The 24,668-nt window shown below is 63.1% G+C and carries 24 protein-coding genes; 12 read left to right on the plus strand and 12 right to left on the minus strand.

Features of this window, described 5'->3' with window-relative positions:
* Positions 1-9 precede the first annotated feature (9 nt).
* Positions 10-513, plus strand: coding sequence for a DUF995 domain-containing protein (locus VGO04_RS04145; protein WP_327494692.1), 504 nt, complete (start codon positions 10-12; stop codon positions 511-513).
* Between the two features lie 23 nt (positions 514-536).
* Positions 537-1,493: a glycoside hydrolase family 26 protein gene (locus VGO04_RS04150; RefSeq protein ID WP_327494693.1), complete on the plus strand. Its 957-nt coding sequence runs from the start codon at positions 537-539 to the stop codon at positions 1,491-1,493.
* Positions 1,494-1,639: 146 nt separating this feature from the next.
* On the opposite strand, the gene hppD is transcribed toward VGO04_RS04150, so the two are convergent.
* Complete coding sequence (hppD, locus tag VGO04_RS04155) at positions 1,640-2,752, minus strand: 4-hydroxyphenylpyruvate dioxygenase (protein ID WP_327494694.1); 1,113 nt, start codon at positions 2,750-2,752, stop codon at positions 1,640-1,642.
* A 131-nt stretch (positions 2,753-2,883) separates the two neighbouring features.
* Here hppD and VGO04_RS04160 point away from each other — a divergent pair, with 131 nt between their 5' ends.
* Positions 2,884-3,363: an Lrp/AsnC family transcriptional regulator gene (locus tag VGO04_RS04160; protein WP_327494695.1), complete on the plus strand. Its 480-nt coding sequence runs from the start codon at positions 2,884-2,886 to the stop codon at positions 3,361-3,363.
* 70 nt (positions 3,364-3,433) lie between these two features.
* Here the strand turns inward: VGO04_RS04160 and VGO04_RS04165 are convergent, their stop codons facing one another.
* Positions 3,434-3,904, minus strand: coding sequence for a MarR family winged helix-turn-helix transcriptional regulator (locus VGO04_RS04165; protein ID WP_327494696.1), 471 nt, complete (start codon positions 3,902-3,904; stop codon positions 3,434-3,436).
* 125 nt (positions 3,905-4,029) lie between these two features.
* On the opposite strand from VGO04_RS04165, the gene hmgA reads away from it, so the two are divergent.
* The 4 genes from hmgA (at position 4,030) to maiA (ending at position 8,017) form a co-directional block, all read left to right on the plus strand.
* A complete protein-coding gene (gene hmgA, locus VGO04_RS04170; RefSeq protein WP_327494697.1) occupies positions 4,030-5,397 on the plus strand; it encodes a homogentisate 1,2-dioxygenase in 1,368 nt (455 codons plus the stop codon).
* Complete coding sequence (locus VGO04_RS04175) at positions 5,394-6,263, plus strand: MBL fold metallo-hydrolase (protein ID WP_327494698.1); 870 nt, start codon at positions 5,394-5,396, stop codon at positions 6,261-6,263. The genes hmgA and VGO04_RS04175 overlap by 4 nt, the downstream gene beginning before the upstream one ends.
* Positions 6,264-6,331: 68 nt before the next feature.
* A complete protein-coding gene (locus VGO04_RS04180; RefSeq protein ID WP_327494699.1) occupies positions 6,332-7,348 on the plus strand; it encodes a fumarylacetoacetate hydrolase family protein in 1,017 nt (338 codons plus the stop codon).
* A 30-nt stretch (positions 7,349-7,378) separates the two neighbouring features.
* Complete coding sequence (gene maiA / locus VGO04_RS04185) at positions 7,379-8,017, plus strand: maleylacetoacetate isomerase (RefSeq protein ID WP_327494700.1); 639 nt, start codon at positions 7,379-7,381, stop codon at positions 8,015-8,017.
* 361 nt (positions 8,018-8,378) lie between these two features.
* Here the strand turns inward: maiA and VGO04_RS04190 are convergent, their stop codons facing one another.
* Positions 8,379-8,915, minus strand: a complete 537-nt coding sequence (locus tag VGO04_RS04190) for a Panacea domain-containing protein (protein WP_327494701.1) — start codon at positions 8,913-8,915, stop codon at positions 8,379-8,381.
* A gap of 232 nt (positions 8,916-9,147) precedes the next feature.
* Between VGO04_RS04190 and purU the strand changes: the two genes are divergently transcribed.
* Positions 9,148-10,032 carry a formyltetrahydrofolate deformylase gene (gene purU, locus VGO04_RS04195; protein WP_327494702.1) on the plus strand — a complete coding sequence of 295 codons (885 nt, stop codon included), beginning with the start codon at positions 9,148-9,150 and terminating at the stop codon, positions 10,030-10,032.
* 120 nt (positions 10,033-10,152) lie between these two features.
* Here the strand turns inward: purU and VGO04_RS04200 are convergent, their stop codons facing one another.
* The 6 genes from VGO04_RS04200 to VGO04_RS04225 all read right to left on the minus strand — a co-directional run bounded on the left by VGO04_RS04200 (position 10,153) and on the right by VGO04_RS04225 (position 18,072).
* Positions 10,153-11,334 carry an acetyl-CoA C-acyltransferase gene (locus VGO04_RS04200; protein ID WP_327494703.1) on the minus strand — a complete coding sequence of 394 codons (1,182 nt, stop codon included), beginning with the start codon at positions 11,332-11,334 and terminating at the stop codon, positions 10,153-10,155.
* A 124-nt stretch (positions 11,335-11,458) separates the two neighbouring features.
* On the minus strand, positions 11,459-12,853 hold the full coding sequence (gene lpdA / locus VGO04_RS04205) for a dihydrolipoyl dehydrogenase (protein WP_327494704.1): 1,395 nt from the start codon (positions 12,851-12,853) through the stop codon (positions 11,459-11,461).
* Positions 12,854-12,860: 7 nt separating this feature from the next.
* Entirely contained in the window at positions 12,861-14,159 is a 1,299-nt protein-coding gene (locus VGO04_RS04210) for a dihydrolipoamide acetyltransferase family protein (RefSeq protein ID WP_327494705.1), read from the minus strand.
* Position 14,160: 1 nt separating this feature from the next.
* Positions 14,161-15,174 carry an alpha-ketoacid dehydrogenase subunit beta gene (locus VGO04_RS04215; RefSeq protein ID WP_327494706.1) on the minus strand — a complete coding sequence of 338 codons (1,014 nt, stop codon included), beginning with the start codon at positions 15,172-15,174 and terminating at the stop codon, positions 14,161-14,163.
* A gap of 1 nt (position 15,175) precedes the next feature.
* On the minus strand, positions 15,176-16,408 hold the full coding sequence (locus tag VGO04_RS04220) for a 3-methyl-2-oxobutanoate dehydrogenase (2-methylpropanoyl-transferring) subunit alpha (RefSeq protein WP_327494707.1): 1,233 nt from the start codon (positions 16,406-16,408) through the stop codon (positions 15,176-15,178).
* A gap of 332 nt (positions 16,409-16,740) precedes the next feature.
* Positions 16,741-18,072, minus strand: a complete 1,332-nt coding sequence (locus VGO04_RS04225) for an FAD-binding oxidoreductase (RefSeq protein ID WP_327494708.1) — start codon at positions 18,070-18,072, stop codon at positions 16,741-16,743.
* 175 nt (positions 18,073-18,247) lie between these two features.
* Between VGO04_RS04225 and VGO04_RS04230 the strand changes: the two genes are divergently transcribed.
* Positions 18,248-18,646 carry a winged helix-turn-helix domain-containing protein gene (locus VGO04_RS04230; RefSeq protein ID WP_327494709.1) on the plus strand — a complete coding sequence of 133 codons (399 nt, stop codon included), beginning with the start codon at positions 18,248-18,250 and terminating at the stop codon, positions 18,644-18,646.
* Here VGO04_RS04230 and modC read toward each other — a convergent pair.
* The 3 genes from modC to modA form a co-directional block, all read right to left on the minus strand.
* Positions 18,643-19,716 carry a molybdenum ABC transporter ATP-binding protein gene (gene modC, locus VGO04_RS04235; RefSeq protein ID WP_327494710.1) on the minus strand — a complete coding sequence of 358 codons (1,074 nt, stop codon included), beginning with the start codon at positions 19,714-19,716 and terminating at the stop codon, positions 18,643-18,645. The two genes, VGO04_RS04230 and modC, sit on opposite strands and share 4 nt — an antisense overlap.
* Positions 19,713-20,414 (minus strand): molybdate ABC transporter permease subunit, encoded by a 702-nt coding sequence (modB, locus tag VGO04_RS04240; protein ID WP_327494711.1) that lies wholly within the window; start codon positions 20,412-20,414, stop codon positions 19,713-19,715. The genes modC and modB overlap by 4 nt, the downstream gene beginning before the upstream one ends.
* A gap of 169 nt (positions 20,415-20,583) precedes the next feature.
* Positions 20,584-21,375 carry a molybdate ABC transporter substrate-binding protein gene (modA, locus tag VGO04_RS04245; protein WP_327494712.1) on the minus strand — a complete coding sequence of 264 codons (792 nt, stop codon included), beginning with the start codon at positions 21,373-21,375 and terminating at the stop codon, positions 20,584-20,586.
* A gap of 235 nt (positions 21,376-21,610) precedes the next feature.
* Here modA and ung point away from each other — a divergent pair, with 235 nt between their 5' ends.
* The 3 genes from ung to cobG all read left to right on the plus strand — a co-directional run bounded on the left by ung (position 21,611) and on the right by cobG (position 24,668).
* Positions 21,611-22,315: a uracil-DNA glycosylase gene (gene ung / locus VGO04_RS04250; protein ID WP_327494713.1), complete on the plus strand. Its 705-nt coding sequence runs from the start codon at positions 21,611-21,613 to the stop codon at positions 22,313-22,315.
* 100 nt (positions 22,316-22,415) lie between these two features.
* Positions 22,416-23,186, plus strand: coding sequence for a precorrin-6A synthase (deacetylating) (gene cobF, locus VGO04_RS04255; protein WP_327494714.1), 771 nt, complete (start codon positions 22,416-22,418; stop codon positions 23,184-23,186).
* A gap of 108 nt (positions 23,187-23,294) precedes the next feature.
* Positions 23,295-24,668, plus strand: a complete 1,374-nt coding sequence (cobG, locus tag VGO04_RS04260; RefSeq protein ID WP_414650511.1) for a precorrin-3B synthase — start codon at positions 23,295-23,297, stop codon at positions 24,666-24,668.

A 24,668-nucleotide genomic window follows, 5' to 3' on the forward strand; every position in this document is an offset into this window, starting at 1 on the left:
AAAGGGTCCTTGAAAGTTGTTGTTCTACCGCTGCTGCTGCCGCTTGCAGCCGCCGCATTCTACATGGGTGCCCAGCCGGTTCGGGCGAAGATGGAAATCAAGCCGACGCCCCTCAGCGCCTATGAAGTCTATTCGCTCTATCGCAACAAGACCTGGGAATGGTCCACCGGTGGCGCCCGCTTCACCGCGCATGACCGTAAGCTCGTCGCCTTTGTCGACAAAGGCAAGGGCGACCGGTCGTTTGCCGAGGGCAACTGGTATGTCAGCGACCGTGGCATGATGTGCATGCAGGCCACCTGGACGACCTCCGCCAATGCGGGCAACGCCCGCAGCTGCTTCGGTCACGCCAGGATCGGCGACACGATCTACCAGCGAAAGGTCCCGAACGGGAAGTGGTACGTCTTCAGGCATGCCAAGCCCCGCAGCAATGACGAATACAACCGCTTCGTCGCCCACGACAACATCACGACAAAGGCGCTTCGGCTGAAGGAACAGTTCCTTGCGAAGAAGTAGATCTGCTGCCGCAGGAGGATGAAATGAAACGCAAATTGGCACTCGCCCTATGCACTGCCCTGGCCCTGCAGTTGGAGCTTGGAGGCAGCTTTGTATCGGTGTTGGCGCAGGAGCAAGCCAATCCTGCGGCCAATGCCGGTCAGATGATGATCGACAAACGTCCCGTCATCCACCCGGGCGGAACGAAATTCGGCGCCTATGATCCGCATGGCGATTTCGGCGGCCAGAGCGATGTCTCGACAGAGGCCTTGTTCCTGCCTTGGGAAGACGTGGATCTGGCATCCTTGCGCACCGCTGACGAGTATGCGCTCCAGCGCGGCCGTAACCTGCTCATCACCATTGAGCCGTGGTCCTGGTCTCTCGACTGGAAACTGACGCCGGACCAGCTGCGTGACCGGATGCTCAAAGGCGAATACGACGCCAACATGGAGGCGATCGCCGACATGATCGCCGAGCTGAAGAGCCCGGTCATCGTGCGCTGGGGCCAGGAAATGGAAGACCCTTCCGGGCGGTTCTCCTGGGCCGGCTGGGAGCCCCAGGACTGGATCAAGGCTTACAAGCACGCGATGGACATCGTGCGCAAGAAGGCCCCGAAGGCGCAGATCATGTGGTCGCCAAAAGGGCTGCCGAACCTTGGCGAGTATTATCCCGGTGACGACTATGTCGATCTCGTCGGGCTATCCGTCTTCGGGCTGGAGGCATTCGACAAGATCGAATACGGCGCGCCGCGGACGTTCGCCGAGGCCCTGAAACCAGGCTACGACCTGGTGGCGCAATACAACAAGCCGATCTGGGTCGCCGAGACCGGATGGGAGGGCAGCCAGACCTATATGCAGCCCTGGATGGATACTGCGACGCAGCCCGATCCGCAGTTTCCGAACCTCGCCGAAGTCGTTTACTTCAACGACCGCGACGTCGTTGACTGGCCGCATGATCTCGGCCGGCCGAACTGGCGCGTGGTCAACGAGGCAACGAACTGAAGCGTCGATATTGACGTGCGCCCGCAAACGCGCGGCGCACGGCGTCTTGAGCGGATGTCCGCCGGAAGAGGAAGAGCCCCTCGCTTGATGCGAGAGGCTCGGAGTTCAAAGGCTTGGATGTGGCCGGACGGATCCTGTCCGGTTGCTTATTCGGCTGCCTGCGGTCCCAGCTCGCCACGACGGATCTGGTCGGCTTCGATCGATTCGAACAGGGCGCGGAAGTTGCCCTCGCCAAAGCCTTCGTCGCCCTTGCGCTGGATGAACTCGAAGAAGATCGGGCCGATCACGGTCTTCGAGAAGATCTGCAACAGGATCTTCGTCATGCCACCGTTCACCACACCTTCGCCGTCGATGAGGATGCCGTGCTTCTTCATCCGCTCGATCGGCTCGTCATGGCCGTGCACCCGGTCGTGCGACATGGCGTAGTAGGTTTCCGGCGGGCCCGGCATGAACTTCAGGCCGTTGTCCGACAGCTTGTCGGTGGCATCGTAAATGCCGTCGCTGCCGACGGCGATGTGCTGGATGCCTTCGCCCTTGTACTTGCGCAGATATTCCTCGATCTGGCTCGTGTCGTCCTTGGACTCGTTCAGCGGAATGCGAATCTTGCCGCAGGGAGACGTGATCGCCCGGCTGACGAGGCCGGTGATGCGGCCGTCGATGTCGAAGAAGTGGATCTGGGTGAAGTTGAACAGTTCGCGGTAGAACGCCCACCACTTGTCCATGTTGCCGCGATAGACGTTATGGGTCAGGTGGTCGAGATAGTAAAAACCGACGCCTTCGGGCTTCGGGTTGCGCTCGCCCGTCCATTCGAACTCGGCGTCATAGGCCGAACCCTTGGCGCCGTAGGTCTCGACGAAATAGAGCAGCGAACCGCCGATGCCGACGATCGCCGGAACGTCGAGACACTTGTCCTTGCCTTCGTAAGGGATGGCACCCTTCGAAACCGCGTGATCGAAGGCGTGCTTGGCATCGACCACGCGCCAGGCCATCGACGGGGCGCAGGGGCCGTGCTCGTCGACGAAGCGCATGGCATGCGAGCCAGCTTCCGCGTTCAGGATGTAGTTGATGTCACCCTGGCGCCAGACGGTGATGTTCTTGCTCTTGTGCTTGGCAACCGGGACATAGCCCATGCGGGCAAAGAGCTCGGCGAGCTTTTCCGGCTCCGGATGGGCGAATTCGACGAACTCGAAGCCGTCGGTGCCAGCGGGGTTCTCGGCGGTAATGGTTGCCGGCGGGGCGTCATGCGGGAAGGGGCCCATCGGAAGTCTCCTCTTATTCTTCCAAACTTTGCTGGAGTATGACGCAAATCCCATGCATGATGCTTGTATTCTTGCGCGGTTTGGACAGGATGGCGCACGAAACATGCAAAATAATGTATTAGGGTGCACGAATGGAGCAGCTTGACGGCTTCGACCTCAAGATCCTCGGCGAATTGCAGCGCGACGGACATCTGACCAACAACGAGCTGTCCGAACGTATCGCGCTTTCGCCATCGCAATGCTCTCGGCGACGTACCCGGTTGGAAGCGGAAGGCTACATCACCGGCTATCAGGCGCAGATCGATCGCCAGAAGCTCGGCCTCGATCTGATGGTGGTGATCTCAGTGACGCTCGCCACGCATAATCGCGACAATGCCAAACGCTTCGGCAAGCTCATCTCCGGCCTGCCGGAGGTGCTCGAGGCTTATGCACTGACCGGCGAGATGGATTATCACCTGCGGGTGGTGACGCCGGATCTCGCCGGGCTCTCACGCTTCGTCAACGACGTGCTTCTGCCGCACGACAGCGTGCAGCATGTGAAGACGTCGATCGTGCTCGAAACGCTGAAGAGTTTTGAGGGCGTTCCGATCCCGGAGCGGATGAAGGGCTAATCATTTCACCGGTTCTGAAACGACACAATTCCAGACGGGAGACCGTTTCACACTGTCCCTGGAGTTGTCGTCACGTTTCCCGTGCGGCGCGTCTCTCCAGCTTGCCGATGGCGCGTTCCACAGCATGCAGCCCGACCGCCAGCGCCTGCATGCCGGTCGGGCCGATCAGCGCATCCAGTTCGGCCTGGTAGCTGGCCGCCAGCGCCGTCAGCTCGCCATAGGCCCCGGCACCCGCTTTCGTCAGCTGCAGATGCTCGAGGCGGCGATCACCCTCGTCCTCGCTGCGGGTCAGCCAGCGCCGTTCTTCGAGCGCTGCGACCGCGCGACTCACCTTGGTCTTGTGCATGGCCGAATGGGTGCCGACCTCGGTCGCCGTCATCGGGCGACCGGTGCTGCCGAGCGCTGCAAGCGTGCGCCATTCCGGGCGGGTAAGCTGGTAGCGTGCCTTGTACTGTGCGGCAAAACGCAGCGCGACGAACTCGGCTGCACGGTTCAGCCGATAGGGAAGGAAGGCACTGAGCTCGAAGCTGTCGGCAGCCATCTGTGTTTCCTTGATAGTTACAAAATCGATAGTTACGATTGCAACTATTATGCCGAAGGCGGTGCCCGCGTCCACCTGGATGAAACCCCGTGCTGCGGCGTTTTCGATTGGGAGGAGGATCAGCGATGCTCGACAAGGCAGCAAAACAGACCGACGCGCCGGTGAAGACAAGTGACGCGCTCGGCTATATGCCCGGCTTCGGCAACGACTTCGAGACGGAAAGTCTGCCCGGTGCGCTGCCGCAGGGACAAAACAGCCCGCAGAAATGCGCCTACGGCCTTTATGCCGAGCAGCTCTCGGGTTCGCCCTTTACCGCGCCGCGTGGCACCAACGAGCGTTCCTGGCTCTACCGCATTCGCCCGAGCGTCCGCCACACCGGCCGGTTCTCGAAGATCGACTATCCGCACTGGAAGACGGCGCCGCATGTGGCCGAACATTCGCTGGCGCTTGGCCAGTTGCGCTGGAATCCGTTGCCGGAGCCGACGGAAAAGCTGAACTTCCTTGAGGGCATCCGCACCATGACCACCGCGGGCGATGCGCCGTCGCATTCGGGCATGGCAGCGCATGCCTATGCCTTCAACGCCGACATGGTGGACGACTATTTCTTCAACGCCGACGGCGAGTTGCTGATCGTTCCGGAAATGGGTGCGATCCAGGTTTTCACCGAACTCGGCAGGATGGATGTGGAGCCGTCGGAAATCTGCCTGGTGCCGCGTGGTACCATGTTCAAGGTGACGCGGCTTGGCGAGGAGAAGGTCTGGCGCGGCTACGTCTGCGAAAACTACGGCGCCAAGTTCACGCTTCCGGATCGCGGCCCGATCGGGGCCAACTGCCTGGCCAACCCGCGCGACTTCAAGACGCCGGTCGCCGCCTTCGAGGAAAAGGAAACGCCTTGCCGCGTGCATGTGAAGTGGTGCGGCGGTTTCCATGTGACCGAGATCGGCCATTCGCCGCTCGACGTCGTCGCCTGGCATGGCAACTACGCGCCCTACAAATACGACCTGAAAACCTACTCGCCCGTTGGCGCGATCCTGTTCGACCATCCGGATCCGTCGATCTTCACGGTGCTGACAGCCCCTTCGGGCGAGGAGGGCACGGCGAACATCGATTTCGTCATCTTCCCGCCGCGCTGGTTGGTGGCAGAACACACCTTCCGGCCGCCCTGGTATCACCGCAACATCATGAGCGAGTTCATGGGGCTGATCTACGGCCGCTACGACGCCAAGGAGGAGGGCTTCGTGCCCGGCGGCATGAGCCTGCACAACATGATGCTGGCGCATGGGCCGGATGCGTCCGGTTACGACAAGGCGACAAACAGTGAGTTGAAACCGGTGAAGCTCGACCATACGATGGCCTTCATGTTCGAGACCCGCTTCCCGCAGCAGCTGACCCGCTACGCCGCCGAACTGGAGACGTTGCAGGACAACTACATCGACTGCTGGACGGATCTGAAGAAGCGCTTCAACGGGACGCCGGAAGGCGATTGGTCTTGAGTTCACGCCTCGTTTTGCTCGGCAGCAAGGGTGGTCCGGCGATCCGGCCGGGCGGCCCGTGGCCGACGTCGTCGCTGCTTGAAATCGGTGGCCGTTCGATCGTCGTCGATTGTGGCCTCGGCGTCACCCGCGGGGTGACCGATGCCGGCGTGCCGTTGAAGGCGCTCGATCTCATCGTCATCACTCACCTGCATTCCGATCATGTGCTTGAGCTCGGCCCTTTGATCCACACCGCCTGGACCGCAGGGCTTGCGCATCCGTTGCGCGTCTTCGGTCCCACCGGCACCCGCGCCTATTGGCAGGGGTTCCTGCAGGCGATGGAATTCGACATCGACATTCGCATCGTCGACGAAGGGCGGCCGGACCTGCGTTCACTGGTCGAAGTGGTCGAGTTTTCCGAGGGGTTGGTTTTCTCCGAGAACGGCTTGGCGCTCTCGGCACTGCGTGTCGACCATCCACCGGTCACCGATTGTTTCGCGCTGCGCTTCGATCACGCGGAAGGCTCGGTGGTTTTCTCCGCCGACACGGCCTACTTCCCGCCGCTTGCCGAATTCGCCAAAGGGGCTGGCATCCTTGTGCACGAGGCGATGCTTGCCGAAGGCGTCGACCGGCTGGTGGCGCGCACCGGTAACGGCGCGCGGCTGAAGGAGCACCTGCTGGCAAGCCACACATTCGCCGAACAGGCGGGCACGATCGCTGCGGCTGCCGGCGTTGGTCGGCTGGTGCTGCATCACCTGATCCCGGCAGATGACCGCGAGATCTCGGAAGAGCATTGGATTGCGGCGACCCGCAAAAGCTGGGCGGGCGCCTTGACGATCGCCGCTGACGGCCTTGTTGTGAGAATTGCGGACGATTCGTCTGCCTAAAGCATTCCGCGACGGCCGCGAAGCGGTCTTCGGTCTGGAACAATGAGAAGATTGAGAGGGAGGACTGCATGAAACTGGCGACACTCAAGGACAGTACGCGCGACGGAAAGCTCGTGGTCGTCTCTCGCGATCTCACCCGCTGCTCGGAGGTCGGGCACATCGCCCGCAGCCTGCAGGCAGCGCTCGACGATTGGGCCCATGCCGGCCCGCGGCTTGCGCGCGTCGCTGAGGGGATCGAGACCGGGTCGCAGCCGACGATCCGCTTCCACGAACACGACGCTCTCTCGCCGTTGCCGCGTGCCTACCAATGGGCCGACGGTTCGGCCTACGTCAATCACGTCGAGCTAGTGCGCAAGGCCCGCAATGCCGAAATGCCGGCAAGCTTCTGGACCGATCCGCTGATGTACCAGGGCGGCTCCGACAGTTTCATTGCGCCGCGCGATCCGATTCCGGTTGCCGACGAAAGCTTTGGCGTCGACATGGAGGGTGAGGTTGCCGTCATCGTCGACGACGTACCGATGGGCGCGACGATCGAAGAAGCACGCGCGGCGATCCAGCTCGTCATGCTCGTCAACGATGTGTCGCTGCGCGGCCTCATCCCGGCCGAGCTTGCCAAGGGTTTTGGCTTCTTCCAGTCTAAGCCGTCTTCGGCTTTTTCGCCGGTTGCCGTTTCTCCGGATGAACTGGGTGATGCCTGGGACGGCGGCAAATTGCATCTGCCGCTTCATGTCGACCTCAACGGCAAGCCTTTCGGGCGCGCCAACGCCGGCATCGACATGACCTTCGATTTCGCGCAGCTGGTGGCGCACGCGGCCAAGACCCGGCCGCTTTCCGCCGGCACGATCATCGGTTCGGGTACCGTCTCCAACAAGCTCGACGGCGGCCCGGGCAAGCCGGTCGCCGAAGGTGGCGCCGGCTACTCGTGCATCGCGGAACTGAGGATGATCGAGACGATCGTCGGCGGTGCGCCGAAGACGCATTTCCTCCGGGTCGGCGACGTCGTGCGCATCGAGATGAAGGACAAGACCGGTCACTCCATCTTCGGCGCGATCGAGCAGACCGTTAAAGCCTACGACAGGGCCTGAAAAGGCTGGAAGACCGACGCGGGTAAAAGCATGAGCGAGACCGTCCTTCACGACTACTGGCGATCGTCGGCGAGCTATCGGGTGCGCATCGCGCTCAATAGCCTCGGCGAAAGCTATCGTTCGGTGCCGGTCGATCTGCTCGCCAAGGCGCACAAGGCTCCGGAGCACTTGGCGCTGAACCCGCAAGGGCTCGTTCCCGTTCTCGAGATCGATGGCGAGCGCTTCACGCAATCGCTCGCCATCATCGAATATCTCTCGGAAACGCGGTCCAATACTGGTTTCCTGCCGGCCGATGCCCTCGGTCGCCAGCGGGTGCGCACGCTGTCCTATGCGATCGCCATGGATATCCACCCGACCTGCAATCTCGGCGTCGTTTCCTACGTCATGGCCAATTCCGAGGACGGCGAGGCGGCGCGGCGCAACTGGATGCGCAAGTTCATCGGCGAAGGGCTTGCCGCCTTCGAGCGCTTGCTCGACGATCCGGCAAGCGGTCGCTTCTGTCACGGCGATCGCCCGACCATGGCGGACTTCTGCCTGGTGCCGCAGGTCTACAACGCCCGCCGCTGGGACGTTGATCTCTCGACCTGCCCGCGGCTCGTCGCGATCGACGAGCGCTGTGCCGAGATCGAAGCCTTCGCCCGCGCCCACCCGGACCGCACGCTGCGTTGATCTAAGGTAGGCACGAACAAATCGCACGCCTCTCATCGAGAGTCATGTAGCGAATATCCAATGTGTGTCGCTTGATATCTTTGGACAAAGTCGGCGATATCGTTCCGACAATCCCATTTCGCTTCAACGCTTCGCCAACGATGTAATCGTCGAGCATCAACGGGTCTATGTGCAGAAAACTGTCGTGATCCAGCCAAGGGTGATCAGGATTTTTGACGAGCGGAACGCATGGTTTCAAAAAAGGCCGAGAATTTATGCGATAAAATAATCCTTCCGCGGGGTGAACGCACGCAACCATCTTCGGGTGAGGTGGCTCAATCAGATTGTCGTAGATCCAGATGACTTCAAGTGGATTGAGCATTTAGAGCTTCATGAATCTCGCGTTTTCCTGAAGGTACGCGACGATGTCAGCCTTATCCGCGCCTTCGTCGATCATGTCCTCGTAGTGCATGATACCGAGATTTGCTTTCTGCCAATCATGGCTGTGAGTTGCCTCGGTACGCTCATTGAAGTCCATGTCGAGCGAGCGCCGCAGCGCGTTCCCGAAACACTCTTGTTCGCTGTCTGAAAGTACCGCTCTATTCTCATTGCTAGCATTGTCAGCTCGTGCAAGCCGGTAACCTCGCAAGGTCCACGGTACGTGTTCGACTCCGATTTCTGCCAACCAAAGCGCTTCGCCTTTTGCCATCTCGTATATCTCGAGAGGAACAGGTCCGAACTTCATAGCGCGGTACGTGGCGCCGAAGATTGGACGGTAGAAGCCGTTAAGGTGCTCTCTGTCCGCGAAATAGCACGCCTTTAAAGCTGCATGCAGATCAATTCCTGGATGGTCACTAACCATCCAGTGCAGCGCGGCGAAGGCCTTCTGAGGCGAGAAGCGGAAACGTACTAGGGTCATGACGGATATATAGTTTGTTAACCCTTTAAATTCAATGAATTAGTTATAATTCAGGCTATTCAATGGTTTATGCGCATACACTTCCAGGCGCGCCGTTAGCGTTCACAAGCTTGGCCGGTTCCGTCAAGCGGATGTCGCGAATGGATCGACGGCGGCCGGAAGGCCGCGCTAGTTTTGTCTGACTGGCCGTATAAGGGGGGCCGGAAAAACCTCTGGAGCGAGAGACATCCCGATGAAAAGCTATGTGCTGAACGTCAGCTGCAAGACCACCCGTGGCATCGTTGCCGCCATCACCGGCTATCTCGCCGAAAAGGGCTGTTACATTTCAGACTGCTCGCAGTTCGACGATCTGGAAACCGGGCTGTTCTTCATGCGACTGACCTTCATCAGCCAGGAAGGCGCCAAGCTCGATGAACTGAAGGTGGGCTTCGAGGCCGTCGTCAAGCGCTTCGACATGAACGCTGAAATCCGCGACGGCGAAGAGCGCATGAAGGTGTTGCTCATGGTGTCGCGTTTCGGCCACTGCCTCAATGACCTGCTCTACCGCTGGAAGATCGGTGCGCTGCCGATCGATATCGTCGGCGTCGTTTCCAACCACTTCGATTACCAGAAGGTAGTCGTCAACCACGACATCCCCTTCTACTGCATCAAGGTGACCAAGGAGAACAAGCCGAAGGCCGAGGCCCAGCTGATGGAACTGGTCGAGCAGACCGGCGCCGAGCTGATCGTGCTTGCCCGCTACATGCAGGTTCTGTCGGATGCGCTCTGCAAGAAGATGTCGGGCCGCATCATCAACATCCATCATTCCTTCCTGCCGTCGTTCAAGGGCGCCAATCCCTACAAGCAGGCCTATGAGCGCGGCGTGAAGCTGATCGGTGCGACGGCGCACTACGTCACCGCCGACCTCGACGAAGGCCCGATCATCGAGCAGGACATCGCCCGCATCACCCACGCCCAGAGTGCGGAAGACTACGTCTCGATCGGCCGCGACGTCGAAAGCCAGGTGCTGGCGCGCGCCGTGCACGCCCATATCCACAACCGCTGCTTCATCAACGGCAACCGCGTGGTCGTGTTCCCGCCGAGCCCGGGCTCCTACGCTTCCGAGCGAATGGGCTGAGGACGGGGATACCGCCCGCCGAAAATGAAAACGCCGCCGGGCTCACCGGCGGCGTTTTTCGTAAGTGCGAGCGGTATGCGGACGGCAAACCGTGCGCCGATTGCTTCATCCAGATTTGAGCTACTGCAACAGCTCCAGCCCGACCGCCGTCGCCTCGCCGCCGCCGATGCAGAGCGAGGCAATGCCGCGCTTGACGTTCTTGGCGCGCATGGCGTGCAGCAGCGTCACGATGATGCGGGCGCCGGATGCGCCGATCGGATGGCCGAGCGCACAGGCGCCGCCGTTGATGTTGACGATATCGTCTGACAGGCCGAGGTCGCGGATCGCCGCCATCGCCACCACGGCGAAGGCCTCGTTGATCTCGTAGAGGCCGACGCTGCCCTTCTCCCAGGCAAGCTTGGCCATCAGCTTGTCGATCGCGCCGATCGGTGCCGTCGTGAACCAGGCCGGCTCCTGGGCGTGGCCGGCATGGCCGGCGACAATCGCAAGCGGCGTCAGACCGCGCTTTTCCGCCTCGCTGGCGCGCATCAGGACCAGTGCGGCAGCGCCGTCGGAGATCGACGACGAATTGGCGGCCGTCACGCTGCCACCTTCGCGGAAGGCGGCTTTCAGCTTCGGGATCTTTGTCGGATCCGATTTGGTCGGCTGCTCGTCGCGGTCGAGATTGGTGGTCTGCCGCTTGCCGGCGCCGGTGACCGCCACGATTTCGTCGGCAAAGGACCCGTCTTCTGCCGCCCGGTTGGCGCGCTCCAGCGAGCGCAGCGCGAAGCCGTCCTGGTCAGTGCGCGAGAACTGGTAGTGTTCGGCCGTATCCTCGGCATAGGTGCCCATCAGCCTTCCGGAGTAGGCGTCTTCGAGGCCGTCGAGGAACATGTGGTCCTTGACCTCGCCATGCCCCAGGCGGAAGCCGCCGCGCGCCTTCGGCAGCAGATAGGGGGCGTTGGTCATCGACTCCATGCCGCCGACCGCAAGCACCGATGCGCTGCCCGAAAGCAGCGCATCGTGACCAAGCATCAGCGCCTTCATGCCGGAGCCGCAGACCTTGGAGACGGTCGTCGACGGCGTTTCCTTGCCGAGGCCGGCGCCAAGGGCTGCCTGGCGCGCCGGGTTCTGGCCGACGCCGGCGGGCAGCACGTTGCCCATCAGCACCTCGTCGACAGCATCAAGACCGGCGCGCTCAAGTGCTGCCTTCAGCGCGATGGCGCCGATTTCCGGCGCGGTCAAATCCCTAAGGCTGCCCTGAAAGGCGCCCATCGGGGTGCGTGCCGCCGAAACGATGACGATCGGATCAGTTCTGCTCATGTCTTTCTCCCATTCGGCAAAAGGCAATTTTTGTTGCGGGCGGGCGCCCCACGTTCCCTTCTCCCCGCATGCGGGGAGAAGGTGGCCGGCAGGCCGGATGAGGGGTTACCCCCAAACCTCGGCGTCAGATATGCAACGCGTGCCCGAGCGCCTTCAGTGCGGACTCCTGGAAGGCTTCCGACTGCGTCGGGTGGGCATGGATCGTGCCGGCAATGTCTTCGAGGCGCGCGCCCATCTCGATCGCCAGGCTGAAGCTTGCCGAAAGTTCCGACACGCCGTGGCCGACGGCCTGGATGCCGAGCACCAGGTGGTTGTCGGCGCGCGCAACGATGCGCACGAAACCGTCTTCGGCAAGCGTCGTCATGGCGCGGCCGTTCGCCTGGAAGGGGAACTGGCCGATCTTGATCTCGATGCCGCTTGCGCGCGCCTCGTCGGGCGACAAGCCAGCGGTGACGATTTCCGGGTCGGTGAAGCAGACGGCCGGGATGCAGCGTTTGTCCCAGCTGCGCTTGTGGCCGGCGACGATCTCCGCCACCATTTCCCCTTGCGCCATGGCGCGGTGCGCCAGCATCGGCTCGCCGGTGACGTCGCCGATCGCATAGATGCCGCGCATCGAGGTGCGGCACTGGTCGTCGATGCGAATGAAGCGACCGGTGCGGTCGAGGTCGATTTCTTCCAGCCCGAGGCCTTCGGTGACCGGCTTGCGGCCGACGGTGACGAGCACCTTTTCGGCGGCAATATCGATGGCGCGGCCGTTGTGTTCGGCTTGCAGGCTGCCGGTATCCGCCGCATAGCTCTTGGCAACCGTCTGGGTGAAGACCTCGACGCCGAGTTCGCCAAGGCGCTTGGCGATTGGTTTCGTCAGATCGGAGTCATAGAGCGGCAGGATCCGGGCTTGCGCCTCGAGTACGGTGACATGGCTGCCGAGCTTGGCAAAGGCGGTGCCGAGTTCCAGACCGATATAGCCGCCGCCGATTACGGCGAGGCTCTTCGGCACGCTCTTCAGCGACAGGGCTTCGGTTGATGAAATGATCGCCCCGCCGAAGGGCAGGTCCGGCAGCTCGACCGGGGCCGAACCGGTGGCAATGACGATAGCCTCGGCGCGAATGCGCTGAAGTCCGATTTCGGTCTCGACATCGACGGTCTTGCCGTCGACGAAGCGGGCGGTGCCGATCACCGCTTTGACACCGGCCTTTTTCAAAAGGCCGGTGACGCCGCCATTCAGTCGGCCGACGATGCCGTCCTTCCAGGCGATGGTGCGGGCAAGGTCGATTGTCGGGTTGGCGAGTGATAGGCCGAGCGGGCTGCGGCCGGATGCGGCCGCGCGCAGCTTGTGAAACTCTTCGGCCGCATGGATTACGGCCTTGGAGGGAATGCAGCCGACATTGAGGCAGGTGCCGCCGGCCTTGGCCTTTTCAACGATGACAGTGTCGATGCCGAGCTGGCCGGCGCGGATCGCTGCGATGTAGCCGCCGGGGCCAGCGCCGATGACGAGCAGCTTGCAGGAAATTTCCTTCATGATCGCCTCAGGCCTCCACGAAAATCAGCGCCGGCGTTTCGAGCAGGGTCTTCAGCCGCTGCACGAACACCGCTGCATCCCAGCCGTCGACGACGCGGTGATCGAAGCTCGAGGACAGGTTCATGATCTTGCGCGGCACGAATTGCGTGCCGTCCCAGACCGGGCGGATGGCGAGCTTGTTGACGCCGACGATCGCCACTTCCGGGTGGTTGATGACGGGCGTCGATACGATGCCGCCAAGTGCGCCGAGCGAGGAGATGGTGATGGTCGAGCCGGTCAGCTCATCGCGGGTGGCGGTACCCGTGCGTGCGGCTTCCGCCAGGCGGTTGAGCTCGTTGGCGCAATCCCAGATGCCGCGTGCCTCTGCATGGCGCACGACAGGAACGGTAAGGCCTGCCGGTGTCTGCGTGGCGATGCCGATATGGACGGCATGATGGCGATGGATGATACCCGGGCCGTCGTCGAAAATCGCGTTGACGGCCGGCTGCTCGGCAATGGTGCGCACCAGCGCGCGCATCAGGTAGGGCAGGATCGTCAGCTTCGGCTGATCCGGCTTGCGGTCGCGGTTCATGGTGGCGCGCAGCTCTTCCACTGCGGTCATGTCGACCTCTTCCACATAGGTGATGTGGGGGATGCGCGAGGTCGACAGCGACATCTTCTCGGCGATACGGCGGCGAAGGCCGGTCACCTTGATCTCGTCGACGGCGGTCTTGCGCTGCAGGCCGGCGGGCGCCAGCACCGGCTGGGCGCCGCGGGCGATGAACTGGTCGAGGTCGTCATGGGTGATGCGGCCGGCCGGACCCGTTCCGGTCACCTGGCGCAGGTCGACGCCGCTTTCCTTGGCGCGCAGGCGCACGGCGGGTGACGCCAATGCCTTTTCCAGCCGTTCGCCCGGCTGGTGCACGCCGTTGGCGTGGGCGCCGTTCACAACAGGAACCTTCGCCTCCACCTTGGCGGGTTGAGCGGGCTTGGCGACCGGAGCGGGCGCTTCCACCGCTGCGACGGGCTTGTCTTCCGCCTTGGCAGCTGGCTTGTCGGCAGCTGGTGCCGCGGCTTCCCCTTCACCTGCGATTTCGATGCGCACCAGCGGCGCCTTCACCGCAATGGTGTCACCCACTTCGGCGCCGAGCCAGAGCACCGTGCCGGTCACCGGCGAGGGGATTTCGACGGTTGCCTTGTCGGTCATGACGGCGGCGAGCACCATGTCCTCGCGTACGGGATCGCCGGGCTTCACGTGCCATTCGACGAGTTCGGCCTCGGCCACGCCTTCGCCGACATCGGGCATCTTGATTACGAATTCGCCCATCTCAGGCCTCCATCACTTCGACGAGCGCGCGTCCGACGCGCGCGGGGCCGGGGAAATAGTCCCATTCCTGGGCGTGCGGGTAGGGCGTGTCCCAGCCGGCGACGCGCACGACCGGGGCTTCCAGATGGTAGAAACAATGCTCCTGCACGAGCGAAGCGATCTCGCCGCCGAAACCCGACGTCAGCGTCGCTTCGTGTACGACGACGCAGCGGCCGGTCTTTTCCACCGACTTGACGATCGTATCGAGATCGAGCGGCAAGAGGCTGCGGAGATCGATCACCTCGGCGTCGATGCCGGTTTCTTCGGCCGCCGCAAGCGCCACATGCACCATGGTGCCGTAAGCGACAACGGTGACGGCGGAGCCCTGGCGCCGCACTTCCGCCTTGCCGATCGGGATCGTGTAGTGGCCTTCCGGCACTTCGCCGAGATCGTGTTTCGACCAGGGGATGACCGGGCGGTCGTGGTGGCCGTCGAAGGGGCCGTTATAGAGCCGCTTCGGCTCCAGGAACATCACCGGGTCGGGATCTTCGATCGAGGCGATCAGCAGGCCCTTGGCGTCATAGGGATTGGAGGGCACGACGACCTTCAGGCCGCAGACATGGGTAAACAGCGCTTCCGGGCTCTGGCTGTGCGTCTGGCCGCCGAAGATGCCGCCGCCGGTTGGCATGCGCAGCACGATCGGGCAGGTGAAATCACCGTTGGAGCGGTAGCGGATGCGGGCGGCTTCCTGGGTGATCTGGTCGTAGGCCGGATACATGTAGTCGGCGAACTGGATCTCGACGCAGGGCTTCAGCCCATAGGCCGCCATGCCGATCGCGGTGCCGACGATGCCGCTCTCGCTGATCGGCGCGTCGAAACAGCGGGTCTTGCCATATTTCGCCTGGAGCCCTTGCGTACAGCGGAAGACGCCGCCGAAATAGCCGACGTCCTCGCCGAAGACGACGACATTGTCGTCGCGCTCCATGGAGACATCCATGGCGCTGCGCACGGCTTCGATCATTGTCATTCTGGCCATATCAGTATCCTGCCTTCTGCCGCTGGCGGCGAATGTGCGGCGGCATCTCGGCATAGACGCCTTCGAAGATATCGCGCACCGACGGCTTGCCGCCGGCATGCAGCGTGCCGTGTCCCTCGGCCTGTTTCTGCGCCTGGATGACCTCGTCCAGGATCTCGGCTTCGGCCTGCGCGTGGCGTTCTTCCGACCAGGCGCCGCGCAGGATCAGGTGCTTCTTCAATCTCAGGACCGGGTCGCCGAGCGGCCAGGCCTCCGATTCCGTCTTCGGTCGGTAGGCACTCGGGTCGTCGGATGTCGAATGGGCGCCGACGCGGTAGGTGACGTATTCGATCAATGTCGGGCCGAGATTGCGGCGCGCACGCTCGGCCGCCCATTTGGCAACGGCGTAGACGGCGAGATAGTCGTTGCCGTCGACGCGCAGCGCCGGAATGCCGAAGCCGAGGCCGCGGGCGGCAAAGGTGCCGGAGCCGCCGCGGGCGATGCCCTGGAAGGTCGAGATCGCCCACTGATTGTTGACGATATTGAGGATGACCGGCGCCTTGTAGGTGGAGGCAAAGACCAGCGCCGAGTGGAAGTCCGATTCCGCCGTCGAGCCGTCGCCGATCCAGGCGGCTGCGATCTTGGTGTCGCGTTTGATGGCAGACGCCATCGCCCAGCCGACCGCCTGCACATATTGGGTGGCAAGGTTGCCGGAGATGGTGAAGAAGCCATGCTCCTTGGAGGAATACATGATCGGCAGCTGGCGGCCGCGCAACGGGTCGCTCTCGTTCGAGAAGATCTGGTTCATCATCTCGACCATGGGATATTCGTCGGCGATCAGGAGGCCCGCCTGGCGATAGGTCGGGAAGTTCATGTCGCCCTTCACCAGCGCCTTGCGGAAGGCACAGCTGACGGCCTCTTCGCCCAGGTGCTGCATGTAGAACGAGGTCTTGCCCTGGCGCTGCGCCATGACCATTCGCGCATCGAAGGTGCGCAATGTCATCATGTGCTTGAGGCCGGCGAGAAGCTCGTCGTCCGACAGCAGTCCCGCCCAGGGGCCGACCGCCTCACCGTCGCGGTTCAGGACGCGGATGATCGAATAGGCGAGATCACGGATCTCTTCGGACGCGACATCCACCTCCGGTCGCGGCACGGAGCCGGCCTTCGGAATTTTGACGTTGGAGAAATCCGGCTGGCCGCCGGGCCGAACCGCCGGTTCGGGAACATGCAGGCTAAGTCGATCGAGATCGCTCATGCGGTATCCGGCCTCCTCCGGAGTGCGCAGTGCACCAATTCGAGAGCGGGAGAACCATAGGCCTTATGTGTACGAGGACGTGCAATGTGACCCACAAGGCTCCTCCGCCCGGGTCTGCACCGATTCCTCCTAAAAGCCCCCGTTCTCCCGACGGGAATGCTCTCAGACTGCCACGAGTTCCGGGGCTTATGAAGGTCTTTCGGTGTCTCGGCGCGGCCTGACGTGAAGAAAGATAGAATCCTGCCGGGAGTGCGCCCACGCGTTGTGTGGCGCCTCGTCTTGACGGTCGCAGCTTGTAATTTTCTTTCGCGGCTCTTCTCGGACGAAGGCGATCAGACCGGCGGAGCAAGCCTGATCGGCGTGCCGTCCAGGAAACGCGAGAGGCGGAACGGCGTGGAATCGACGATCGGTTTTTCTCCGGTCACGAGATCCGCAACCAGATGTCCGGCTCCGGGGCCGATGCCGAATCCATGGCCGGAAAACCCGGTCGCGATGATCAATCCGGGGACACCTTCGGCCGTCGAAATCACCGGGACGGCGTCAGGCGTCACGTCGATCAAGCCGGCCCAGATCTGCTGTACTTTCGTTTCGCGCAGCAAGGGGAAGGCTTTCGCCGCGGCGTCGAGAGCATGCAATGTCCGGCGCGAATCCGGATTGGGGTCGAGCACGCGGCGGCGCTCGAAGGCGCCGGGACGATCGAGGGGGAAGGCGCCGATCTCGAACAGTTCGTTCCAACTCTGGGCGCTGAGGCCGACCTGCACGGCCTCGCCTTCGGCCTTTCGCGCCGGCTGGAAATCGCGGAAAAAGGCGAAACTGTCGGGCACGACCGCATGCAGGTTGGCAGCACCGTCGGCGATCGTGTAGCCGCCGTCGAGCCGTTTGCGGTAGGCGTAGGTCGCGGTAGCGCCTGCACCCTCGGGGCCACCTGAAACCGGGCCGGTTCTCAAGACGGTGTTGCGCACCTTCAGCTGCGGCAAACGGATGCCGAGGCCTTTCAGAAACAGGCGCGACCAGGCGCCGCCAGCGACGACCACCGTTGATGTTTCGATCCGGCCCCTTTCGGTCACGACGGCCGAAATCCGCCCGCCGGTCCGTTCGGCGCCGCGCACGGCGCAGCCGGTGAGGATGCGCGCGCCGGCCCGCCGAGCGCCGGCGACGATCGCGGGCACGGCTTTCTGCGGCTCGGCCCGGCCGTCGGTGGGCGTAAACAGTGCACCTTCATAGCGAAGGGCGGCACCCGGCATCGCCTCTGCGGTCGCGTCCGGGCCAAGCTGCCGGCTGTCGACGCCATAGGACTTGGCCATGGCGAGCCAGGCATCACGGTTGGCGATGTCGCTCTCGTTTTCGGAGATGTAGAGAATGCCGCTGCGGCGGAAGCCGGTTTCGCCACCAATGCGGGCGTCTAGCGTATCCCAGATCTTCAGCGCCTCGATCGCCAGCGGGATCTCGCGCTCGTCGCGGCCCATGACCCGCACCCAGCCCCAGTTGCGGCTCGACTGCTCGGCCCCCGGCATGCCCTTCTCGCAGAGCACGACGTCGACGCCGCGTTCGGCAAGGAAGAGGGCGGTGCTGACGCCGATGATGCCACCACCGACGATGACGACGTCGGCCCGTGCGGGTAGGGTGGTATCGGTTGCGATCGGGTCGAGTGTCGGGCCGGGCATGGAGGAGCGCTCTTGGAGGGATGTCGGGCCATCGGTGCATGGCGACGCCGTGAGATCAAGACCCTCTATCTGGCCATCGCCCGTTGCAGGGTCTGCCGCGGTCGCCCCTCGCGAAACGCCGTGCGTTCGGTGTGACGGACTTTCGGTTTTCGCCGGAAGCTTTTATGGTCGCCGCATGAGTGAAAACCGCCCCGATCTTCGCCCCGTCCTGCGCATCGATTTCCCGCCTGCCGATCGGCTCGGCCGCGGCAAGATCATGCTGCTCGAATTGATCCGCGACACAGGATCGATTTCGGCTGCCGGCCGGGCGATGGACATGTCCTATCGCCGTGCCTGGCTGCTTGTCGACGCCTTGAACCGCATGTTCACGGAGCCTTCGGTTGAATCGCAGCGTGGGGGCAAACAAGGGGGTGGGGCAGCGCTGACGCCGTTTGGCGAAACACTGATCCGCCGCTACCGGGAGATGGAGGCAAAGATGCAAGCCGCGATCGCCGACGACGTTGCGTGGCTTGAGAGCATTCGCAACAGCGACATGGCATCCGTCTCAGACGCCGCCGTTTCAAACGACGCCTAGTGGTCGATCGCGACGGATTTCACGATAGCGTAGACGGCTTTTCCGGGGACAAGCGCGAGCGCGTCGCGTGAAAAGCGGGTGATGCGGGCAGCAATCGTTACGCCGCGACAATCGATGCGGACATCGACGCTGCCGTCCGCTTCAGTGGCGAGCGAGAAAACAGTTCCTTCGAGCACGTTGAGTGCGCTGATCCCCTCCGGACGGGTTGTCGCGAGCATCACATCGCGCGCGGCAATGTGCAGTCGGAGCGACCTGCCCGACGGTGCTGTCACATTGGCAATGCGCAACAGTTCCTCGCCGACCCGGACCGTCGTCAGGTCGTGTTCCGTGTCCGTCCCCTCAACGATGCCTTCCAGCACCACGCCCGCCTCCCGCCGGCCGGTCGCGATCGAGGCAGCGGGCGCGCTCAGCACCTCGGCGGCAGCGCCCGATGCGGTCACCTGTCCATTTTCGAGCACGACGACACGCTTTGCCAGCCGCGCGACTTCGCCGACCGAGTGGCTGACATAGACGATCGGAATTCCGGCATCGTCGCGCAGGCGCTCGAGATAGGGCAGGATCTCGGCCTTGCGGGCCTCGTCAAGGGCAGCAAGCGGCTCGTCCATCAGAAGCAGGCGGGGGGCTGCAAGGAGTGCGCGGCCGATGGCGACACGTTGCCTTTCACCACCGGAAAGCGCGTTCGGGTTGCGCTCCAGCAGATGGCCGATGCCGAGCATGTCGACGATGCGGGCAAAGTCACCGCCGGCACCGCTCTTGCCGGCAAACCAGCGGCCATAGGCGAGATTGCGGCGCACGCTCAGGTGCGGGAAGAGGCGAGCCTCCTGGAAGACGTAGCCGAAGCGGCGGCGATGCACGGGGGTAAAGATGCGGGCCTCACTGTCGGCGATGACATCGCCGTCGAGCAGCACGCGGCCGCTCTCCGGCTTCAAGAGGCCGGCGATGATGTTGATCAGTGAGGTCTTGCCGGAGCCAGAGCGGCCGAAGAGGGCGGTGACGCCGCCATCGGAGGTAAAGGCGGCGTCGAGCGCAAAGTTGCCGAGCTGGTGGCGGGCTTCGACGGTAAGGCTCATTGGGCCGCCACCCGGCGGGCGGCGAAGGTCGCCAGCAGTTCGGAAAAGATCAGCGCGGCCATGGAGATGATGACGGAAATGATCGTCAGCCGCATGGCGCCGGCGTCCCCGCCCGGCACCTGGGTGAATGTGTAGATGGCGGCCGAAAGCGTCTGCGTCTCGCCGGGGATGTTGGAGACGAAGGTGATGGTCGCACCAAACTCGCCCATCGCCTTGGCAAAGGCGATGATCATGCCGGCGATGATGCCGGGAATGATCAGCGGCAGGGTGACGGTGGCGAACACCCAGAGCGGGCTTGCGCCAAGCGTGGTGGCGGCGTCTTCGAGCTTGCGATCGACCGCCTCGATCGACAGCCGAATGCTGCGCACCATCAGCGGGAAGGCCATGACGGCGCAGGCAAGGGCCGCACCCGTCCAGCGGAAGGAAAAGACAAGGCCGAAGTAATCAGCAAAGAAGGCGCCGAGCGGCCCGCGACGGCCGAACAGCAACAGCAGCAGGAAGCCGGTGACGACGGGTGGCAGGATCAACGGCAGGTGCACGAGGCCGTTAAGCAACGTCTTGCCCCAGAAGCGCCCGCGCGCAAGCAGCATGGCGATGGCAAGGGCAAAGGGCAGGCTGCAGATCATCGCGACGGTTGCGACGCGCAGGCTCAAAAGGATCGCCGTCCATTCCGCGTCGCTTACTGCAAGCCAGTCCAACAGATGCCGCTCCCCCGATGCGAGGCTGGTCAGGTGTGGCCGTCCGCCTCACTCCGCCCCTGCCTCCGCCAAATGATAACGTCGCCCGCGTTTGGGCGCGGGCGACGCGTCACGATAGATGCTTCGACTGCCTCTGGACAGCCAAGATCCAACGTCTTTTCGAGGCCGTTTACTTCAGGACTGTGAAACCCTGCTTTTCGAAGAGCGCTGCAGCCTTCGCCGACTTGACGAAGTCGATATAGGCGGCTGCATCAGGGCTCTTGCTTTCGGCCGTGATCGCGATCGGGTAGATGATCGGCGGATGGCTGTCTTCGGGGAATGTGCCGACGACCTTCACGCCCGGGTCGGCGGACGCGTCAGTCTGGTAGACGATACCGTAGGGCGCCTCGCCGCGCGAGACGAGCAGGAGAGCGGCGCGCACGCTTTCAGCGCCGGCGACCTTGGGCTCTACGGCCTTCCAGGCGCCGAGCTTTTCAAGTGCTGCCTTGCCGTATTTGCCGGCGGGAACGGAATCGACCGCACCCATGGCCAGACGACCGTCACCGAGGACGGCTGCGAGATCGAAGCCCTGCTTGATTTCGACCGGGGCTGCGTCTTGCTTGCCGGAGACGAGCACGATGCGGTTACCGAGCAGGTTTGCGCGGGTGTCGTCCTTGATCAGCTTCTTTTCAGCGAGATAGTCCATCCAGGCGAGGTCGGCGGAGATGAAGACGTCGGCCGGCGCGCCCTGTTCGACCTGCTTGGCAAGGGCCGAGCTTGCCGCGTAGGAAACGGTCGTTTCCTTGCCGCTTTCCTTATGCCATTCGGCATTGATCGCATCGAGCGCGTTCTTCAGGCTCGCGGCCGCAAACACGGTTACCTTTTCTTCGGCCTGCGCCGATGCCGGCAGGACGCTGCTGCCTGCCCAGGCGAGGCCGAGCGCCAGCACCAGGCCCTTCATCCAGTCTCTTCTCTTGATCATCGATTTCCCTCCAACAAAGCGTGATATCTCTTAGGATACAACGATATCGCTACCTGATTACCGTTGTATCTATTGAAATACAATGATCCTAAAAAGGGCTAGCAAATTGCCCGCGCGGTCGTGGCCGATCAGCAAAACCGGTGCAGCAACGTCGCGATGGCAGTGGCAGGGGTTGCGATGACTGCCTGGCAGCCTAAATTGCGGCTTCGATCTGAAGAGATGGACTGGAGGTGCAATGGATACGGCGATAAAGCTTGAAGAGAGCTGGAAGGCAGCGCTGGCGCCGGAATTTGCGAGCGCCTACATGGCCGATCTCAAGCAATTCCTCGTCGCCCAGAAGAACGAGGGGCGGCAGATTTTTCCGCGCGGGCCTGAGTATTTTCGTGCCCTCGACCTGACGCCGCTTGATGGGGTGCGCGTGGTCATTCTCGGCCAGGATCCGTATCACGGCGACGGTCAGGCGCACGGGCTGTGCTTCAGTGTGCGCCCGGGCGTGCGTACGCCGCCGTCGCTCGTCAATATCTACAAGGAGCTGAACACGGATCTCGGCATTCCACCGGCAAAGCACGGCTTTCTTGAAAGCTGGGCGAAGCAAGGCGTGCTGCTCCTCAACAGCGTGTTGACAGTGGAGCGCGGCAATGCGGCCTCGCATCAGGGGCGCGGCTGGGAGAAGTTCACCGACGCGATCATCCGCGCCGTCAACGAGGCGGAGCATCCCGTCGTCTTCATGCTCTGGGGCTCCTACGCGCAGAAGAAGGCGGCCTTCGTCGACCGGTCGCGCCATCTGGTGCTGCGCGCGCCGCATCCGTCGCCGCTTTCTGCCCATTCAGGCTTTCTCGGCTGCCGGCATTTCTCGCAGGCCAATGCTTTTCTCGAAAACAAGGGCTTCGATCCGATCGACTGGCGGCTGCCTGAAAATCCTGCTGCCGAGATGAACTGAGGTCGGTTGGCGCTCTCGGCGGTCTTGCTGTCGCGCGAAGAGCTTGCGCCCTCGATAGCGATGCGCCTAAGACGCCAGACCAAATACGGCGGAGGCGGGCATGCGCAAAATTTTGATCATCGGCATCGGTTCGGGCAATCCTGAACATATGACCGTGCAGGCGATCAATGCGCTCAACCGCGCCGATGTGCTCTTCATCCCGACCAAAGGGGAGAAGAAGACCGAGCTTGCCGAAGTGCGCCGCGATATCTGCGCCCGCTATGTCACCCGCAGCGACAGCCGGACCGTCGAATTCGCGGTGCCGGTGCGCCGCACCGAGGGCGTCAGTTACGACGGCAGCGTCGACGACTGGCACGCCCGGATCGCTGAAATCTACGAAGGGCTTCTGATCAAAGAATTGGGCGAGGCGGGAACCGGCGCGTTTCTCGTCTGGGGCGACCCGATGCTCTATGACAGCACCATCCGCATTGTCGAGCGCGTCAGGGCGCGCGGGAAAGTCGCCTTCGACTATGACGTCCTGCCGGGTATCACCAGCCTGCAGGCGCTCTGTGCCAGCCATCGCATCCCGCTGAATCTCGTCGGCAAGCCGGTGGAAATTACCACCGGACGGCGGCTGCACGAGAGCTTTCCCCAGACGAGCCAGACCTCGGTCGTCATGCTCGACGGCGAGCAGGCGTTTCAGCGGATCGAGGATCCCGATGCGGAGATCTACTGGGGCGCCTATCTCGGCACGCCTGATGAGATTGTCATTTCCGGCCGCCTGGCAGACGTGAAAGATCGCATCCTCGAAACCCGCGCAGCGGCGCGCGCGAAGATGGGATGGATCATGGACATCTACCTCCTGCGCAAGGGTGCCGATTTCGACGAATAGGACGGCGGCGACCCGCGTCGTGTTTGATCTCACTCAAGGTTTGCGGCTGTGTTATAGCGTCTCTGGAGGCTTCTTCATGGAGGAGAACCTCAAGCGATGACGGATTTGATGAACAACTGCGCCCTTCCATCGACCGCGGAACCCGGTACAAGTGCCGCGATGCGGCGCGGCGCCTGTCCGTCGCTCGCTGCACCCATGCAGACCGGCGACGGGTTGCTGGTGCGGCTCAGGCCCGACGACGACAGCTTGACCGTTCCCAAGGTCATTGCGCTGGCGGCGGCGGCCGAGGCTTTTGGCAACGGCATCGTCGAGATCACCGCGCGCGGAAACCTGCAGATCCGCGGCTTGAGCGCGGAAAATGTGCCGGCGCTGGCGCAAGCGATCGGCGACGCCGAGATCACGATCGCCGAGGGGCTGGCGATCGAGGTGCCGCCGCTTGCTGGTATCGACCCCTCGGAGATCGCTGATCCCCGACCGATCGCCGCCGTTCTTCGCGAGGCCTTGCGGGCGCAACGGCCTGCGTTGAAACTGGCACCCAAGCTATCGGTCGTCATCGACGGCGGCGGCCGCTTCGGGCTTGGCTCCGTTGTCGCCGACATCCGCCTTCAGGCACTATCCGCCTCAGCGGGTGGCGCATGGCTGCTGTCGCTCGGTGGAACGGGGTCGAGAGCAGCTGTCGTCGGGAGGATTGATGGCGACGCGGTGGTGCCGGCGCTCGTCGCAATTCTCCAGAGGCTCTCGACGCTCGGACCGGCGGCGCGCGGCCGCGATCTGAACCCGGATGACATCCGCATCCTCTGTCGCTGTGACGCGACGATCGAGCGGCCATCGAGCCACGGTGTTTCGCCTGCTTCGATCCCCGGCATTCACGCGTTGGCAGATACCGAAATGGTCCTCGGCCTCGGTCTTGCTTTTGCCCAGGGGGAAGCGCCCGTGCTGGCCGCCTTCCTCCGTCAGGCCCAGGAACTCGGCGCGACCGCGATCCGGCTGGCGCCGGGGCACGCGTTCTTCGTGCTCGGCCTTGGCCATGAGACGGTGGCCGTCGCGCAGAGCCTCGCTGCGGCACACGGCTTTCGTATCGCTCAAGACGACCCGCGCAATGCGATCGCTACCTGTGCCGGCAGCAAGGGCTGTGCGTCTGCGCGCATGGAAACCAAGGGCATGGCGTTGGAGCTCGTCGAAGCCGCGCCTGAGTTGCTCGATGGTTCGCTGACCGTGCATCTCTCGGGTTGCCCCAAGGGCTGCGCCCGGCCGAAGCCATCGGAGCTGACGCTCGTCGGTGCGCCATCAGGATACGGGCTTGTCGTAAATGGGGCTGCCAATGGCTTGCCAAGCGCCTACACGGATGAGAATGGAATGATTACCGCTCTTGCCCGGCTCGGCCGGCTGGTGCGGCAAAACAAAGACGCTGGCGAATCGGCGCAGTCCTGTCTTACACGGCTCGGAGCTGCGCGCGTCTCGGCAGCGTTCGAACAGGAATAG

It is taken from the genome of Ensifer sp., from assembly GCF_035999185.1.
In the GTDB taxonomy this organism is placed as follows: Bacteria; Pseudomonadota; Alphaproteobacteria; order Rhizobiales; family Rhizobiaceae; genus Ensifer.